The 14,799-nt window shown below is 67.4% G+C and carries 13 protein-coding genes and 3 pseudogenes; 13 read left to right on the top strand and 3 right to left on the bottom strand.

Annotated features, from left to right (window positions below):
- Nucleotides 1-46 precede the first annotated feature (46 nt).
- Complete coding sequence (locus LRS08_RS02410) at nucleotides 47-430, bottom strand: hypothetical protein (RefSeq protein ID WP_374581034.1); 384 nt, start codon at nucleotides 428-430, stop codon at nucleotides 47-49.
- Between the two features lie 109 nt (nucleotides 431-539).
- Nucleotides 540-1,844 (bottom strand): type VI secretion protein ImpB, encoded by a 1,305-nt coding sequence (locus LRS08_RS02405; protein WP_257845063.1) that lies wholly within the window; start codon nucleotides 1,842-1,844, stop codon nucleotides 540-542.
- A gap of 411 nt (nucleotides 1,845-2,255) precedes the next feature.
- Here LRS08_RS02405 and LRS08_RS20170 point away from each other — a divergent pair.
- The 4 genes and pseudogenes from LRS08_RS20170 to LRS08_RS02385 all read left to right on the top strand — a co-directional run.
- Nucleotides 2,256-2,714, top strand: a pseudogene (locus LRS08_RS20170) (GlxA family transcriptional regulator); the annotation flags it as partial.
- 181 nt (nucleotides 2,715-2,895) lie between these two features.
- On the top strand, nucleotides 2,896-3,243 hold the full coding sequence (locus LRS08_RS02395; protein ID WP_260481283.1) for a helix-turn-helix domain-containing protein: 348 nt from the start codon (nucleotides 2,896-2,898) through the stop codon (nucleotides 3,241-3,243).
- A 66-nt stretch (nucleotides 3,244-3,309) separates the two neighbouring features.
- Nucleotides 3,310-3,651 carry a response regulator transcription factor gene (locus LRS08_RS02390; RefSeq protein WP_257845065.1) on the top strand — a complete coding sequence of 114 codons (342 nt, stop codon included), beginning with the start codon at nucleotides 3,310-3,312 and terminating at the stop codon, nucleotides 3,649-3,651.
- A 37-nt stretch (nucleotides 3,652-3,688) separates the two neighbouring features.
- Entirely contained in the window at nucleotides 3,689-5,431 is a 1,743-nt protein-coding gene (locus tag LRS08_RS02385; RefSeq protein WP_257845066.1) for a putative bifunctional diguanylate cyclase/phosphodiesterase, read from the top strand.
- 157 nt (nucleotides 5,432-5,588) lie between these two features.
- On the opposite strand, the gene LRS08_RS02380 is transcribed toward LRS08_RS02385, so the two are convergent.
- Nucleotides 5,589-6,104 carry a DNA-deoxyinosine glycosylase gene (locus tag LRS08_RS02380; RefSeq protein ID WP_257845067.1) on the bottom strand — a complete coding sequence of 172 codons (516 nt, stop codon included), beginning with the start codon at nucleotides 6,102-6,104 and terminating at the stop codon, nucleotides 5,589-5,591.
- 22 nt (nucleotides 6,105-6,126) lie between these two features.
- Here LRS08_RS02380 and LRS08_RS02375 point away from each other — a divergent pair.
- From LRS08_RS02375 to murF, 9 genes and pseudogenes are all read left to right on the top strand, one after another.
- A pseudogene (locus LRS08_RS02375) lies at nucleotides 6,127-6,457 on the top strand (Mpo1-like protein).
- Between the two features lie 46 nt (nucleotides 6,458-6,503).
- Nucleotides 6,504-7,475, top strand: a complete 972-nt coding sequence (locus tag LRS08_RS02370) for a cysteine synthase A (protein WP_257845069.1) — start codon at nucleotides 6,504-6,506, stop codon at nucleotides 7,473-7,475.
- A gap of 100 nt (nucleotides 7,476-7,575) precedes the next feature.
- Nucleotides 7,576-7,848, top strand: a complete 273-nt coding sequence (locus LRS08_RS02365) for a hypothetical protein (RefSeq protein ID WP_260481282.1) — start codon at nucleotides 7,576-7,578, stop codon at nucleotides 7,846-7,848.
- 385 nt (nucleotides 7,849-8,233) lie between these two features.
- Entirely contained in the window at nucleotides 8,234-8,704 is a 471-nt protein-coding gene (locus LRS08_RS02360; protein ID WP_257845071.1) for a division/cell wall cluster transcriptional repressor MraZ, read from the top strand.
- Nucleotides 8,701-9,663, top strand: coding sequence for a 16S rRNA (cytosine(1402)-N(4))-methyltransferase RsmH (rsmH, locus tag LRS08_RS02355; RefSeq protein ID WP_257845072.1), 963 nt, complete (start codon nucleotides 8,701-8,703; stop codon nucleotides 9,661-9,663). Before LRS08_RS02360 ends, rsmH begins: the two co-directional genes overlap by 4 nt.
- Before the next feature lie 297 nt (nucleotides 9,664-9,960).
- On the top strand, nucleotides 9,961-10,266 hold the full coding sequence (locus LRS08_RS02350; protein ID WP_257845073.1) for a hypothetical protein: 306 nt from the start codon (nucleotides 9,961-9,963) through the stop codon (nucleotides 10,264-10,266).
- Nucleotides 10,263-12,002, top strand: coding sequence for a penicillin-binding protein 2 (locus tag LRS08_RS02345; RefSeq protein WP_257845074.1), 1,740 nt, complete (start codon nucleotides 10,263-10,265; stop codon nucleotides 12,000-12,002). Before LRS08_RS02350 ends, LRS08_RS02345 begins: the two co-directional genes overlap by 4 nt.
- Nucleotides 11,999-13,414, top strand: coding sequence for a UDP-N-acetylmuramoyl-L-alanyl-D-glutamate--2,6-diaminopimelate ligase (locus tag LRS08_RS02340; RefSeq protein WP_260481281.1), 1,416 nt, complete (start codon nucleotides 11,999-12,001; stop codon nucleotides 13,412-13,414). The genes LRS08_RS02345 and LRS08_RS02340 overlap by 4 nt, the downstream gene beginning before the upstream one ends.
- Nucleotides 13,411-14,791 (top strand): annotated as a pseudogene (gene murF, locus LRS08_RS02335) (UDP-N-acetylmuramoyl-tripeptide--D-alanyl-D-alanine ligase). Before LRS08_RS02340 ends, murF begins: the two are co-directional and overlap by 4 nt.
- Nucleotides 14,792-14,799 lie beyond the last annotated feature (8 nt).

The raw sequence follows: 14,799 nt of genomic DNA, 5'->3' as shown, positions 1-14,799 counted from the left end.
GAGCCGGATTTCTCCGGCTCTTTCGTTGAATTCGGAGATGTCGCGATCAGCCCTTGCAGCTGAGCGTGCCCTTGCCCGGGATTTCGACCGTGGCCGATGCCGAGCTGCCGGTCAGCTTCCAGCCGCCGTCGGCGACGAAGGGCTGGCCGGCTTCGGGTGCCTTGAGGTCGGTCGGCGTGCCGCCCTTTTCGGTGCGGAGGCGGACCAGCTTGTCGCCCTGGAAGAACTCGGCGAAGACCAATGCGTTACCGGGCTGGCAGCGCATCGACACGCTCGCCTTGATCGCCGGCGGCAGTTCGACGGGCGCAGCATTGGCGAGCTGCGATTCCATCGGATCGGGCGCACGTTCGCTGATCACTTCGGGTTCGGGATTACAAGCGGACAACGCGAGCAGCGCGACCGCAGCGGCGGGGAGGAGACGCATGTTCATAGCGAGTGATCCCTTTGCGCACGCAACATCGGCGGTCAAGATATAACGGATAACAGTGCCCCAACGCATATTGCGTCGCATCGTTACAATATCATGTTTCATGCGGATTTCACTCGTGAAACTCGTCCAGATCCGGGATTCGACCAAAGGCGATCTTGGTGCCGACGCGATCGGTGCGGCTGCCGTCCATTGGCCCCACCGACACTGCGTGCCGCCCGAATTTCTCGTTGATTCGGTCCATCGCCTTGCTGAGCGACAGCGTCCGGGTTTCGCGCGCCAGCGGGTCGTTGGGGTCGAGCGCGCCGAACAGCGATTCCTGCGCCGCGCCCAGTGGTGCGATTTCCGCCAGGGTCACACCGATCAAGCGGATCGCGAAGCCGCCGGGACGGGTGCGCCCCGCCTCGGCCAGCCGGGGGAAGATCGCGTCGAGCGCGGCGAGGACGGTGAAGCTGTCCTGCGTCGCGGGCAGTTTGATCGAGGTGCGCCAGGTGGATTTGTCGTCTTCGAATTTCGCATGGAGCACCAGCAGGCGGCTGACATATTCCTTGCGCCGCAAGCGGCTGGCGGATTTGAGCGCGAGGCGGCGCGCGGTGAGGCGGACGGGTTCGAGGCCGCGCTTTCGCGGCGACAGAACGTGGCTGTGACCGATGGTCCGGTTCTGGGTCGGCTTTTCGGGCAGGTCGAAGCCGTGGAGGAGATACCAGAGCCGGTCGCCATTGACCCCGCCCCACGCCGACCCGGCGTCGCGCGGGCGGCGTTCGCAGAGCTGGCCGATGTCGAGAATGCCCTGCTGCGCTAGCCGCTTTTCCATCTTCGCGCCGATCCCCGCGATGTCGCGCAGCTTGAGGTCAAACAGGCGGTGGGGGAGCATGTCCTGGGTCAGCACGGTCAGGCCGTCGGGCTTTTGCATGTCGCTGGCGAGCTTGGCGAGCAGCCGGTTGGGCGCGATGCCGACCGAGCTGGTCAGGCATTCGCCGACATTCGCCCTGATCCCCGCCTTGATCCGCCGGGCGAGCGCCATCGCGGTTTCGGCGTCGTTTTCGTTGTCGAGGAGACGGCACGCGACCTCGTCGATCGAGCAGACGGCGGTGACGGGGATGTGCTTCCAGATCTCGGCGACGATCGCCTCGTGAAACTCGACGTACTTCTCGTGCTGGCCGGGGGTGACGATCAGGTCGCGGCACAGCCGCTTCGCCTCCCACACCGGGGTGCCGGTGCGGATGCCGTATTTCTTGGCCTGAACCGATGCGGCGATGGCGACGGTGGTGTCGCTGGCGACCGGGGCGACGATGATCGGCTTCCCGCGCAGATCGGGGTTCAGCTGCTGCTCGACCGCCGCGAAATAGCTGTTGAGATCGAGATAGAGCCAGCGCAGCGGGCGGGGCGGAAGATCGAGGAACGCCGGGTCGGGCATGGCGGAACAATAGCGGAACGCGGGGGCGAAGTCACGCGGTTGCGGGCGGACAGTGCCTGACAGTGTTTGGTGGGGAACCTGACGAAAAGAGGCATGTGTCATGCGCGGGTGAAAGGTGCGCGTGGGGGTGCCGACGAGGCTGCGGGCGAGGGGATGGGAGAGCGGCATGGGGCGTCCCGGCGGTGCGACAAGGGACGGACGAGATATGCCGGATCGGGGATTGTAGGAAAGGGGGGCGAAGCGGGAATGCGGCCGGTTGCCGGACGGCGGCTGTCAGCTGCACCGACCCGCAATTGGTCATCCATCTCCCCTTCCGAGCGATCAGCACCAGCGCTGCGTTGGATCGCGGGTATTTGGGGCGTATAGTGTGAACGATCGGCGCCGCCGATCGCTCAGGAGGCTTCAAAAGCCGTGCTCGTCACCATATTTGCTCCGCTCAATGCGCATTTGCTGGAGATCGCCGGCGTTCAGGACGCGTTGTTCGAGGCGAACTGCAAGCTGCAATCCCGGCCGCCCTACATTGTTCGCCTGGTCACCGAACACGGCACTCCGCTGAAATGCGCGTCCGGCTCCACGGTGCTTCCCGATGCAGGGGTCGAACAGGCGACGGAGCCTAGCGATACTTTGATCGTGATTGGTCCCTTTGGGGTTCCGCGCGCGCCGAACGCCGCGGTCGCGGACTGGTTGCGCAGGCAGGCGCGCACGGCACGGCGTTACGGCTCGACCTGCACCGGGGCGTTCCTGCTCGCCGATGCGGGCCTGCTGTCCGGGCGGCGTGTCACCACGCACTGGCAATATGCCGACCACCTCGCGCTTGCTTACCCCGATATCCATGTCGAACCCGACCGTATCTTCGTCCGCGATGGGCCAGTGTTCAGTTCGGCCGGAGTGACCGCAGCGATCGACCTGGCCTTCTCGCTAATCGAGGAGGATCACGGCCGCGCGCTCGCGCTCTATGCAGCACGCCGACTGGTCGTCTTTCTGAAGCGCCCCGGCGGCCAGTCGCAATTCAGCGACGCGCTGACCGCGCAGAGCGCCGGCACCCGTCCGCTTGACAAGGTGCGATTGCATATTCTCGAAAACCCCCCGCGCGCCGCTGGATCTCGCCGCGCTGGCGACCGTCGCCGGGACCAGCCCGCGGCATCTGTCGCGGCTGTGTCGCGAACAGCTCGGAACGAGTGCCGCCGCCTATGTCGAACTCACCCGGATCGATATCGCGCGGCGGTTGCTCGAGGAGAGCGACGCGCCAATCAAGGCAATCGCCCACGCCGCGGGCTTCGGATCGACGACCACGCTTCGCCGAGCCTTTCTGCGCCGGATCGGCGTCGCGCCGCTCCAATATCGCCTGCGGTTCCAGACCACAGGGCAAGGCGACAAAAGCGCCGCCATTATGTCCTGAACCGCCGCCCCCTCGCCGTTGAAGCGCCAGCCCCATGGCCGCAACTTCGGGGCCGGAGGTCATGCCATGCACGTTCAACGCGCCGAGCAAATTGCAACCCGTCCCACCCCGAAAACGTCGAGGCGAGCCGCATCGGCTGGCCGCAGCGCGAATGCGGCCTATGCGCTGCTCGTCGCGCAATGCCGCGCCCGGGTCGAAAATCTTGCCCCCCGCCAGCGCGACGTGCTCACCGGGCTCGCCGCCGGTCGCAGCAACAAGCAGATCGCGCATACGCTGGGCCTCAGCCCCCGGACGGTCGAACTCTATCGCGCCGGAATGATGACCCGGCTCAATGTACGCACCCTGGCGCAGGCGATGCAGATCGCGTTCGTGGCCGGGCTCGTGCCGCTCGACATGCTGTTGTCTTGAACCGGGTCGGGCGCTTCGCAACGCAGGGAACGCGGCGATGAAATTCTGGAACAGCCGGCGCGCAGCGGTGCCCGTGACGGTGCCGGAGGTGGTGTCGCCACCCCCGGCGTCCGCCGCCGCACTCGCGGTGGCGCAGTGCACGGACGGCGTGATGGTCGCCGACATGCGCATGCGCGGCCAGCCGATCGTGGCGGTGAACTCCGCCTTCACGGCGATCACCGGCTATTCCGCCGAGGAGGCGATCGGCAAGAATTGTCGCTATCTTCAGGGCAGCGACCGGCTTCAGCCCGAGATCGCCGAAATCCGCGACGCGCTGGCCGATGGCCGTCCGTGCGCGGTGACGATCCGCAACTACCGCCGCGACGGTACGATGTTCCGCAGTGCACTGCGCCTGCTTCCGCTGCGCGACGATAGCGGGCAGGTCACCCATTTCGTCGGCCTGATCCGCGACGTGACGCATGAAGCGGGCATCGACCGCCTCACCGGCCTGTTCGACCGCTATGGGCTGCTCGACCGGATCGCCGGGCTGACCGCGTCGGCGACCGGCGCCGTGCTGGTGGTCAAGACCGACATCGTCCGGTTCCACGACGTCAATAACGGCTTCGGCTACGACGTCGGCGATGCGCTCATTCGCTCGGCCGCCGCGCGGCTGGCGACGCTCCCGGCGGCGGCCGTGGCGCGGATCGGCAGCAACAGTTTCGCGCTCGCGTTCGAACTGGACGATCCGCGCCGCGCCGCCGGCGTGGTCGACGACATCGTCGAACTGCTCAAGCCGCGCTTCGTCCTGCCTGGCGCATCGCTCGCGGTCCAGTTCGCCGCCGGTTATACGCTGGGCTCGGCCGGCGCGGAGCCGCGCGCGCTCGTGCGACAGGCCGGTGCGGCGCTCCAGCGGTCAAAGACCACCCCCGGCTACCCGCCCCATGCCTTTGTCGATGCGGACGAGCGCGATGCGCGCAACCGCATCCGGCTGGCCAGCGAATTGCGCATGGCTGCCGCCAATCAGGAGCTGCTGTTTCACTACCAGCCCCAGGTCGATCTCGCCACCGGCGAGCTGGTCGGGGCCGAGGCGCTGCTGCGCTGGAACCACGGCGCCTTCGGACTGCAGCCGCCGGCCCGCTTCATCGGAATCGCGGAGGAAACCGGGGCGATCCTCGACATTGGCGCCTGGGGTCTTCAGATGCTCGCCGCCCATGCCGTGCAGGTCAATCAGTGCCGCCACACCCCGATCCGCTTCTCGCTCAACGTATCGGTGATGGAGTTCATGCAGCGCGACATGGTCGCCGTGGTGCGGCAGGTGCTCGACGCGACCGGGTGTCGCGCGGAGTGGCTCACGCTCGAACTCACCGAGAATCTGATGATCCCCGAACCGGCGAACATCCGCCGCGCGTTCGAAGATCTGCGGCACATGGGAGTCGGCATCTCGATCGACGATTTCGGCACCGGCTACTCCAACCTGCGCTATCTGGAGAGCTTCCCGCTCAGCGAGATCAAGGTCGATCGCAGCTTCGTGCACGACCTCGCGCACAGCGTGGCCAAGCGGGTCATCGTCGAAGGCATCATCAAGCTCGGTGCCGCGCTCGACATCCGCGTCGTCGCCGAGGGGATCGAGACGGAGGCCGAGCGTGCGATCATGCTGGCGCTGGGCTGCTCGGTCGGCCAGGGCTATCTCTTCGCCGCCCCGCTCGACGAACCGGGCTTTCAGCGGCTGCTCGACGAAGGCCTGCTCCTGCGCGAGGCCTGGGATGCGCGGCGACTGCTGACGATGTTGGACAGGGGGTAGGTTCTGCGGGGTTGCCGGTCGTTCAGGCTGCAACCAGGGAATGCAAGCTGATCTCGCCAGACGCAGCGCCGGTCCGGCACAGGCCGCGCGGCAGGTTTCGGGAGTCATTGCGAACCCCGCGAGTGGCCGGATCAGGGGGCACAGCAGACCCGCCCGTTCAACTCCCCAAAACCTCCCGCAATCCCAGCCATGCCGGCAGCTTCGCCGCCAGGCCGGCCGTGTGGAGCGGGCTGGACGAGGGAAGGGCAAGGATCATCCACTTCCCCGCCGCCGTGCCGAGCGCGCGCAGGCCGAGGCGGTGGGCGGTGGTGCCGTTGAAGGCGATGGCGCGCAGATCGGGCAGGGTGGCGGCGAGGGTGGGGAGGTCGTTGGGCTCTGCCGCGGCGATTGCCGCGTCGGTGCTGCCCGGGCGGGTGGCGCTGGCGACCGCGTCCCACAAGCCGATGCGCGCGTCGCGGAGCGCGGCGAGGCGGGCTTCGTAGGACAGGGCGGGGAGGTCTGTGCGGTCGATGACGGCGGCGATCAGGCGCCAGAACTGGTTCTGGGGGTGGGCGTAATATTGCTGGGCGGCAAGGCTGCGGTCGCCGGGGAGGCTGCCGCAGATGAGGACGCGGGTGCGGGAGTCGGCGACGGGCGGGAAGCTTGCCTTGCGGGGTGGAGTTGATTGCGACACGCCGTCGTCCTAGCATTCCCGCATGGCCCGCGCGATTACCCGCTATGCCGACTTCTGGCCCTATTATCTGCGCGAGCATGCCAGGCCGCAGACGCGGGCGTTGCATTATGCCGGGACGGCGCTGACCTTCGTGGCGCTGGCGGCGGGGGTGGCGTGGAGCGCGTGGTGGCTGCTGGCGATCCCGTTGGCGGGGGTACGGCTTTGCGTGGGGCGCGCATTTCGGGGTGGAGAAGAACCGGCCGGCGACCTTTACCTACCCGCTCTGGTCGCTGGGCAGCGATTACCGCATGTTCTTTCTGTGGCTGACCGGGCGACTGGGGCCGCATCTGAAGCAGGCCGGCGTCGCGGCATAGTTTCGCTTGCTTGCCCGGGGCGGGCAGGCGCGGCTAACGAGGGTCTATGGTAGCCAAAGATACGATCGCGCTGATCGGAAACACGCCGCTGGTCCGGCTCAAGGGGCCGAGTGAAGCGGCTGGATGCGACATTTTCGGGAAGTGCGAATTCGCCAATCCCGGTGCGAGCGTGAAGGATCGCGCGGCGCTGTTCATCGTCGAGGATGCCGAAGCGCGCGGGCTGATCGCGCCGGGCGGAACGATTGTCGAGGGGACGGCGGGCAATACCGGGATCGGGCTGGCGCTGGTCGCCAATGCCAAAGGCTACAAGACGATCATCGTCATGCCCGAGACGCAGAGCCGCGAGAAGATGGACACGCTGCGCGCGCTGGGTGCCGAGCTGGTACTGGTGCCGGCCGCGCCTTACTCCAACCCCGGCCATTTCGTGCACACCTCGCGCCGCATCGCCGAGGAGACGCCGAACGCGATATGGGCGAACCAGTTTGACAATATCGCCAATCGCCGCGCGCATATCGTGGGAACTGCAGAAGAGATCTGGACCCAGATGGAGGGTCGGATCGACGGGTTTACCTGCTCGGCGGGGACCGGTGGAACGATCGCGGGCGTCGGGCTGGGCCTCAAGGAAAAGGACGAGAAGGTGCGGATCGCCTTGTCCGACCCGCATGGCGCGGCGCTGTACAGCTATTATGCGACCGGTGAGCTGAAGGCCGAGGGGTCGTCGGTCGCGGAGGGCATCGGTCAGGGGCGGATCACCGCAAACCTGGAGGGCGCGCCGATCGACACGCAGTTCCGCATCTCCGACGAAGAGGGGATGGAGTGGGTCCGCCGACTGCTGGCCGAGGAAGGGCTGTGCCTCGGGCTGTCGTCGGGGATCAACGTCGCGGGCGCGGTGCGGCTGGGGCGCGAGCTGGGGCCGGGCGCGCGGGTCGCGACGATCCTGTGCGATACGGGATTCCGTTACCTTTCAACGCTGTACAACCCGGAATGGCTGCGTGAGAAGGGGTTGGGCGGGGCCTAGGGTCGCGAGCCACTGCACATCCCATTCGACAATAGGCTGTGAAGGCGTTACATTTATGCCACAGCTTATGAAGTCATTACCTTCAGATCCCCAGTCGAGCATGCAGCGGGTCCGCGTCGGACTGACCGGCCTCGCCACCGTGCTGCTGCTGATCGGGGTGGCGAGCGCGATCTTCTCCTCCGCCAAGGAAGAGGCACCCGTCCTGGCCGAAGGGGCACCCAAGCCCGAGGTGGTCGCGAACATGACCGAGGGCATGGTGACCAACAGCGCCACCGCGCCGAAGGACGAGCCGATCGCCGAACTGGGCATTGCTCCGCGTACCGCCGAAAGCCCCGCACCCGATATCGACCCCGCGCGCCCCGAGGGCGAATGAGCGCCCGCCGCCCGGGACTCGCCGCCATCGCGCGGGAAACGACGGGAATCGCCGCCACTGACCGCCATTCATGCCCGATTCCCGGCGCACACCCCGATGTCCCCCCCAAAAACTGCGCGGAACATAAGGTGCTCACTTAACGAATGAAGTGAAAACGACGGTAAGCCGAGGCACGAAGTGGGGCAAATTACCGCGAAATCCCGAGTTCAGGCATTGAAAACCCAAGTCGCTTGCGATAGGCCGGTGACTAACAGGGTAACCTTTATCGTCGGCCATCATGGGTCCGGGGTGCGCGATGGCGTGCACCCGGAGGCGGAAAAGGCATGCCCGGGGAGCAAGGGGCAGAGTGGCACGCAGCGGCTACAGAGGGGTTGGCTTACAGCTGGTGGACGACAAGGGTCGTGTCGCCATCCCCGCCGGGCTGCGTGCGACGCTGGAGAAGAACAGCGGCCACCCGACCGACAGCAAGGACGCCCGCGTCGCGATCCTGTCGACATCCGAAACCGACAAGTGCCTGGTCGCCTATGACGAGCCCTATTTCGACTCGCTGATGGAGCGGCTCGACGCGCGCGCGACCGAGTTTGCGGGCGATCGCGGTCAGGCCGATGCCAATATCTGGCGCGACGGCGTGGGGACGAGCGAGAATATCGCATTCGACCCCTCCGGCCGCTTCGTGCTGCCGGGGATGCTGGGGCACCTCGCGGGGATCCCGAAGGGCAGCTACGCCTTTTTCATGGGGGTCGGCGCGACGATCGAGGTGTGGAACCCGCGCACCCTGCTCGACCATCCGACTATCTCCGAACAGATCAAGGCGGCGTGCCGCTACTGTCTGGAAGAAAAGGGGGTGACGCTGTGACCGCGCCCCTGACCCACGACGCCGTTAACCCTGATCGTCCACATATTCCGGTGATGCTGGCCGAGGTGCTCGACGCCCTCGCCATCCAGCCCGGCGAGCGCCACGTCGATGGGACGTTCGGCGCCGGCGGCTATACGCGCGCGTTCCTCGAGCGGGGCGCCGAGGTGGCCGCCTTCGACCGCGACCCAAGCGCGATCGAAGGCGGTCAAGCCCTTGTGGACGCGAGCGAAAATCGCCTGATCCTGATCCAGTCGCCGTTCTCTGCGATGGACCGCGAGCTGGACGCGCGCGGGCTGTCGCCCGTCGATGGCGTGACGCTGGATATCGGCGTGTCGTCGATGCAGCTCGACCAGGCGGATCGGGGATTCAGCTTTCAATCGGACGGTCCGCTCGACATGCGGATGAGCCAGTCGGGCATGACCGCGGCCGAATTGGTTAACGAAATCAGTGAGTCTGATTTAACCACGATATTGCGGAATTACGGGGAAGAAAAGCAGGCCCGACGTGTGGCACAAGCGATTGTGAAGGCACGGCCCCTTACGCGCACGGGGGACCTGGCAAATGTGGTGCGGCGGGCCCTTGGGTACCGTCCGCATGAGAAGAAGGACCCGGCCACCCGGACCTTCCAGGCGATCCGGATTCACCTCAACCGCGAGCTCGACGAGCTTGAGGAAGGGCTGGCTGCGGCCGAACGGGCATTGAAGCCCGGCGGGCGGCTGGCGGTGGTGACATTCCACAGCCTGGAGGACCGGATGGTCAAGAAATTCCTGCGCGAACGCAGCGGGAGCGAGCCGACCGGATCGCGGCATCGCCCGATGGTCGCGGCGGAACAGGCGCCGAGTTTCGAACCGCCCGCAAAGGCGGTTCGGGCCGGCGAGGACGAGATAGCGGTGAACCCGCGTGCCCGGTCGGCGACGTTGCGCGTCGCGCGACGCACCGCGGCACCGGCATGGAGTTGAGGAGGCGGTTATGGCGATCAAGGCGTTGAGCGGCTTCGGATGGTTCCTGACCGGTGTCGTCGTGGCACCGGCCTGTTATCTGGTGTCGTCGCAGGTCGCGGCCGAACGGTCGAAGGTCGAGGCTGTCGAGCGCGCGATCCTGAAGGCGCACAAGGATATCCGCGGTCTGGAGACAGAGTTCGACACGCGCGCGAACCTGGCCCAGCTCGAGCGCTGGAACGGGGAGGTGATGCGTTACACCGCACCGACCCCCGCCAGTTCCTGGCGAGCGATACCGAACTGGCCGGCCTCCGCCCGATGGAAGGTGACGGCACCGCCGAGCGCTATGCCGCGATGGTCGTGCCGCAGGGTCTGCCCGAAGTCGTTGCGGGTGCGAAGGTGGCGAACGACGCGGTGGCTCCGGTCAAGGCGGTAGTGGCCGAGCGGGCTGCGCCGGCACCCGTCGCAGTCGCCGCCGTCGCCAAACCCAAGCGTGCAGCCGCCCCGGCCCCGGTGGTAGCAAAGGATGCGGCGGTCGCGTCGCTGGACAGCAAATTGCTCAAGGATTCGAGCTTTGGCGACCTGATGCAGGGCGTCCGTGCCGAGGCGCGCAAGTTGCGGTGACGGTCCTCGTCGCCCCTGCACAGCGGATCCGCACGCGCGACGGCAGAGGCGCGTCGCCGATTGCGGTCGCGCATGTGCGGCTGATGATCCTGACCCTCTTGTTCGCCGCGGCGTTTGCGGTGATCGTCGGGCGACTGGCGCTGCTGGCGGTTTTCGCCGAGCCGCAACGCGCGCCGAGCGTCAATGCGATGCTGGTGCCGCTGCGCGGCGACCTGGTCGATCGCAACGGCGCGCCGCTCGCGCGGACGATCGACGCCTGGTCGATCGGCGTGCGCCCGGATCGGGTGATCGGCGACAAGGCGGCGCTGGCGCAGATGCTGGCTGCAACGCTGCCCGGGAAGAGCGCCGGCGAATATGCCAAGCTGCTCAACAGCGGCGCGAAATTCACCTATCTTCAGCGCCGCGCGGTGCCGGAGCTGGTCGCCGCCGTTCACGCGCTGGGTGAGCCGGGGATCGAGTTCGCGCGCGAGCCGCAGCGCCTTTACCCGCAGGCGACGCTGGCTGCGCACGCGCTGGGCTTTGTCGATTTCGACGGCAAGGGCGTGAGCGGAATGGAGCATATCCTGGACCGCCAGCTGACCGATCCGGCGCAACGCGGGCGACCGGTGGCCCTGTCGATCGATCTGCGCGCGCAGGCCGCGCTGGAGAGCGAGCTGGGCGCGGCGATGACGAGTTTCCAGGCGCAGGGCGCGGCTGGGGTGATCCTTGATGTCGCGTCGGGCGAGGTGGTGGCGATGACGTCGCTTCCCACCTTCAACCCGAACAACGTCAAGGGTGCGAACCCGGAGCATTTCCGGAACAATGTGACGCAGAGTGTCTATGAGCTGGGGTCGACCTTCAAGCCGCTGGCGATGGCGTTCGCGATCGAGACCGGCGTCGCGCCGTCGATGTCGAAGCGCTATGATGCCACCGAACCGCTGCAGGTCGGCGGGTTCCGGATCCGCGACGATCACGCGCAGAAGCGCTGGCTCAACATCCCCGAGACGCTGATCCATTCGTCGAACATCGTGACGGCGCGGATCGCCGACGAACTGGGCAAGGACCGGATGGCAGAGATGTTCAGCCGCCTTGGCTTCGACACCAAGGCGCCGATCGAGCTGGGTGGGGTGGCCGGGCCGATCTGGCCGAAATACTGGGCGCGCACGACGGTGATGACCACTGCCTATGGTCATGGCATCGCGGTTACGCCGCTGCATCTGGCCAGCGCCTATGCCGCGATGGTGAATGGTGGGGTATGGCGTCCCGCGACGCTCAAGAAGGTCGAGCCGGGCAAGGCACCGGTGGGTCGCCGGGTGATTTCGGAGGCGACCAGCGCGCGGATGCGCCAGCTGATGCGGCTGATCGTCACCCATGGCACGGGCAGCAAGGCGGATGCGCCCGGCTATCGCGTCGGGGGCAAGACCGGCACCGCCGAAGTGCCGGGACGCGGCGGATATCAGCGCAACAAGAACGTCTCGACGTTCGCGGCGGCTTTCCCGATGGACGCACCGCGCTATGTGGTGCTGGTGATGCTTGATTCGCCGATCGGTAATGCCGAGTCCGCAGGCCAGTCCACTGCAGGGTGGACTGCGGCCCCCGTCGTCAACCGCGTCGTGATGCGCACCGGCGCGATGCTGGGCGTGGTGCCCGACGAGCGCCGCGACGTCGATGTCGCCGATCTCACCCCGCTGCTGTGGAAGGCGGAGGCGAAGAACAAGACCGCGCCCGCCGCGCTCGGCGCGGGGGCGGACGAGTGAAGCTCGCAGACCTGACCGGCGGCGACGAGCAGGACATCGTCACCGGCTTTGCCATCGACCATCGCAAGATCGCCCCTGGCACGGTGTTCGGCGCGTTCCGCGGCACCCGCTTCAACGGCGAGGATTTCATAGCGGAGGCGGTGGCGCGGGGCGCGGTCGCCATCGTCGCCCGGCCCGAGGTGAAGGTGGAAGGCGCGGCGCATATCGCGAGCGACCATCCGCGCACCGAATTCGCGCGGATCGCGGCGCGCTTTTACGCCCCGTTCCCGGAAACATCCGTCGCCGTCACCGGGACCAACGGCAAGACGTCGACCGTCGAGATGGTGCGGCAATTGTGGCGGATGGCGGGGCATCATGCCGCGTCGATCGGGACTTTGGGGGTCACCACGGCGGGGGAGATGGTGTCGACCGGATTGACCACGCCGGATGTCGTCACCTTCCTGTCGAATGTCGCGGGACTTGCCCGCGAAGGCGTGACGCATCTGGCGTTCGAGGCGTCGAGCCACGGCCTGTCGCAATATCGCACCGAAGGACTGCCGGTGCGCGCGGCGGCGTTCACCAATCTGAGCCGCGATCACCTCGACTATCACAAGGACATGGCGGACTATTTTACCGCCAAGCTGCGGCTGTTCGCCGATGTGCTCGATCCCAATGGGACGGCAGTCGTGTGGGCCGACGATCCGCATAGCGAACGGGTGATCGACATCGCCCGGATGCGCGGCAACCGCATCATCACGGTCGGCGAACATGGCGACACGATCCGGCTGGTGTCGCGGGCGCCGACGTTGCTCGACCAGAAGCTGGTGATCGCGTTCGGGGGCGTCGAGCATCGCGTCGGGCTGCCCCTGATCGGCGGATATCAGGCTGCCAATGCGCTGATTGCGGCGGGGCTGGTGATCGCCACCGGGGGCGATCCGGCGCAGACCTTTGCGAACCTGGCGCGGTTGCAGCCGGTGCGGGGGCGACTGGAGCGGGCGGCGATCAGCCGGACCGGGGCTCCGGTCTATGTCGATTATGCGCACACCCCCGACGCGATCGAAGCGGCGATTTCCGCGTTGAAGCCGCATGCGGCGGGACGATTGATCCTCGTCTTCGGCGCAGGCGGCGACCGCGATCCGGGCAAACGCGAACCGATGGGACAGGCGGCGGCTGCGGGCGCGGATCTGGTGATCGTCACCGACGACAACCCGCGCGGCGAGGATGCCGCGTCGATCCGGCATGCGGTGCGAAAGGGCTGTCCGCAGGCGACCGAGATCGGCGACCGGCGTGCAGCCATCGAGGCTGCGATCGCGGCGGCGGGGCCGGAGGATATCGTGCTGATCGCCGGCAAGGGACATGAACAGGGCCAGATCGTGGGCGACATGGTGCTGCCGTTCGACGATGTCAGCGTCGCGCGCGAGGCGGCAGCGTGAGTGCGCCACTCTGGACCTCGGTCGAGATCGCGGCGGCGACGGGCGGGGCGGCGTCTGCCGAGTTCGAGGTCGAGGCGGTCGCGTTCGACAGCCGGGAGGTAGGGCCGGGCGCACTGTTCTTTGCGCTGACGGGGGAAACCACCGACGGGCACAAGTTTCTGGAGCAGGCCTTCGCCAGCGGGGCGGCGGGGGGCCGTCGTGTCGCACGACACGCCGCACCCGCATGTCCTGACCGGCGACACGACCGTCGCGCTCGAAAACCTCGCCCGCGCCAGCCGCAAGCGAATGACTGGCGTTGTGATCGGCGTCACCGGTTCGGTCGGCAAGACCGGGACCAAGGAGGCTCTGTTCGCGTGCCTCGACCGGCCCGATCCGGGGCAGGCGCATCGTTCGGTCAAGAGCTACAACAACCATACCGGCGTGCCGCTGAGCCTTTCGCGGATGCCGCGCGATACGCGGTTCGGCGTGTTCGAGATGGGGATGAACCATGCTGGCGAGCTGCTGGCGCTGACCCATATGGTGCGGCCGCACATCGCGATCGTCACCACAATCGCGCCCGCGCACACCGAATTCTTCGACAGCGAAGAAGCGATTGCCGACGCCAAGGGCGAGATTTTCCAGGGGCTGGTGCCGGGCGGGACGGCGATCGTGCCGTTCGACAGCCCGCATCGCGACCGGCTGATCGCCGCGGCGACGGGCCATGCCGCGCGGATCGTGACCTTTGGCCTGGGCAATGGCGCGGACGTGCGCGCGGTCGAGGTGATGCACGGGCAGCCGGGCGGCACCTTCGTGACCGCGAAGATCGGGACTGAGAAAACGCTGAGCTTTACCCTGTCGCAGCCGGGCGACCATTGGGTCGCCAATGCGATGGCGGTGCTGGCGGCGGTCGATGCGGCGGGTGGCGACCTGGAGCAGGCGGGCCTTGCGCTGGGCGAGATGGGTGGGCTGGCCGGACGCGGCGCGCGGTTCGCGGCCAAGGTCGCAGGCGGCGAGGCGCTGGTGATCGACGAGAGCTACAATGCAAACCCGGCGTCGATGCGCGCGACGCTGGCGGTGCTGGCGGCAACCCCGGCGGCGCGGCGCGTGGCGGTGCTGGGCGAGATGCGCGAACTGGGCGACCAGTCGGACGATTTCCATGCCGATCTTGCAGTGCCGGTGACCGAGGCTGGCGTCGAAGCGGTGCTTCTTGTCGGTGAAGGGATGACGCCGCTCGCACGGGCGCTTGAGGGTCGGGTCGAATTGGTCCATGTGCCCGACGCCGCCACCGCGCGCGCGTCGCTAGAAGCGATGCTGCGGGCCGGGGACGCGGTGCTCATCAAGGGGTCGAACGGGGTCGGGCTGTCGCGGGTCGTCGCGGCGCTGGCCCAAAGGATTTAGGCAGGGGG

The organism is Sphingomonas sp. J315 (assembly GCF_024666595.1).
Classification (GTDB): domain Bacteria; phylum Pseudomonadota; class Alphaproteobacteria; order Sphingomonadales; family Sphingomonadaceae; genus Sphingomonas.
This window is presented reverse-complemented; position numbering and strand designations above follow the sequence as displayed.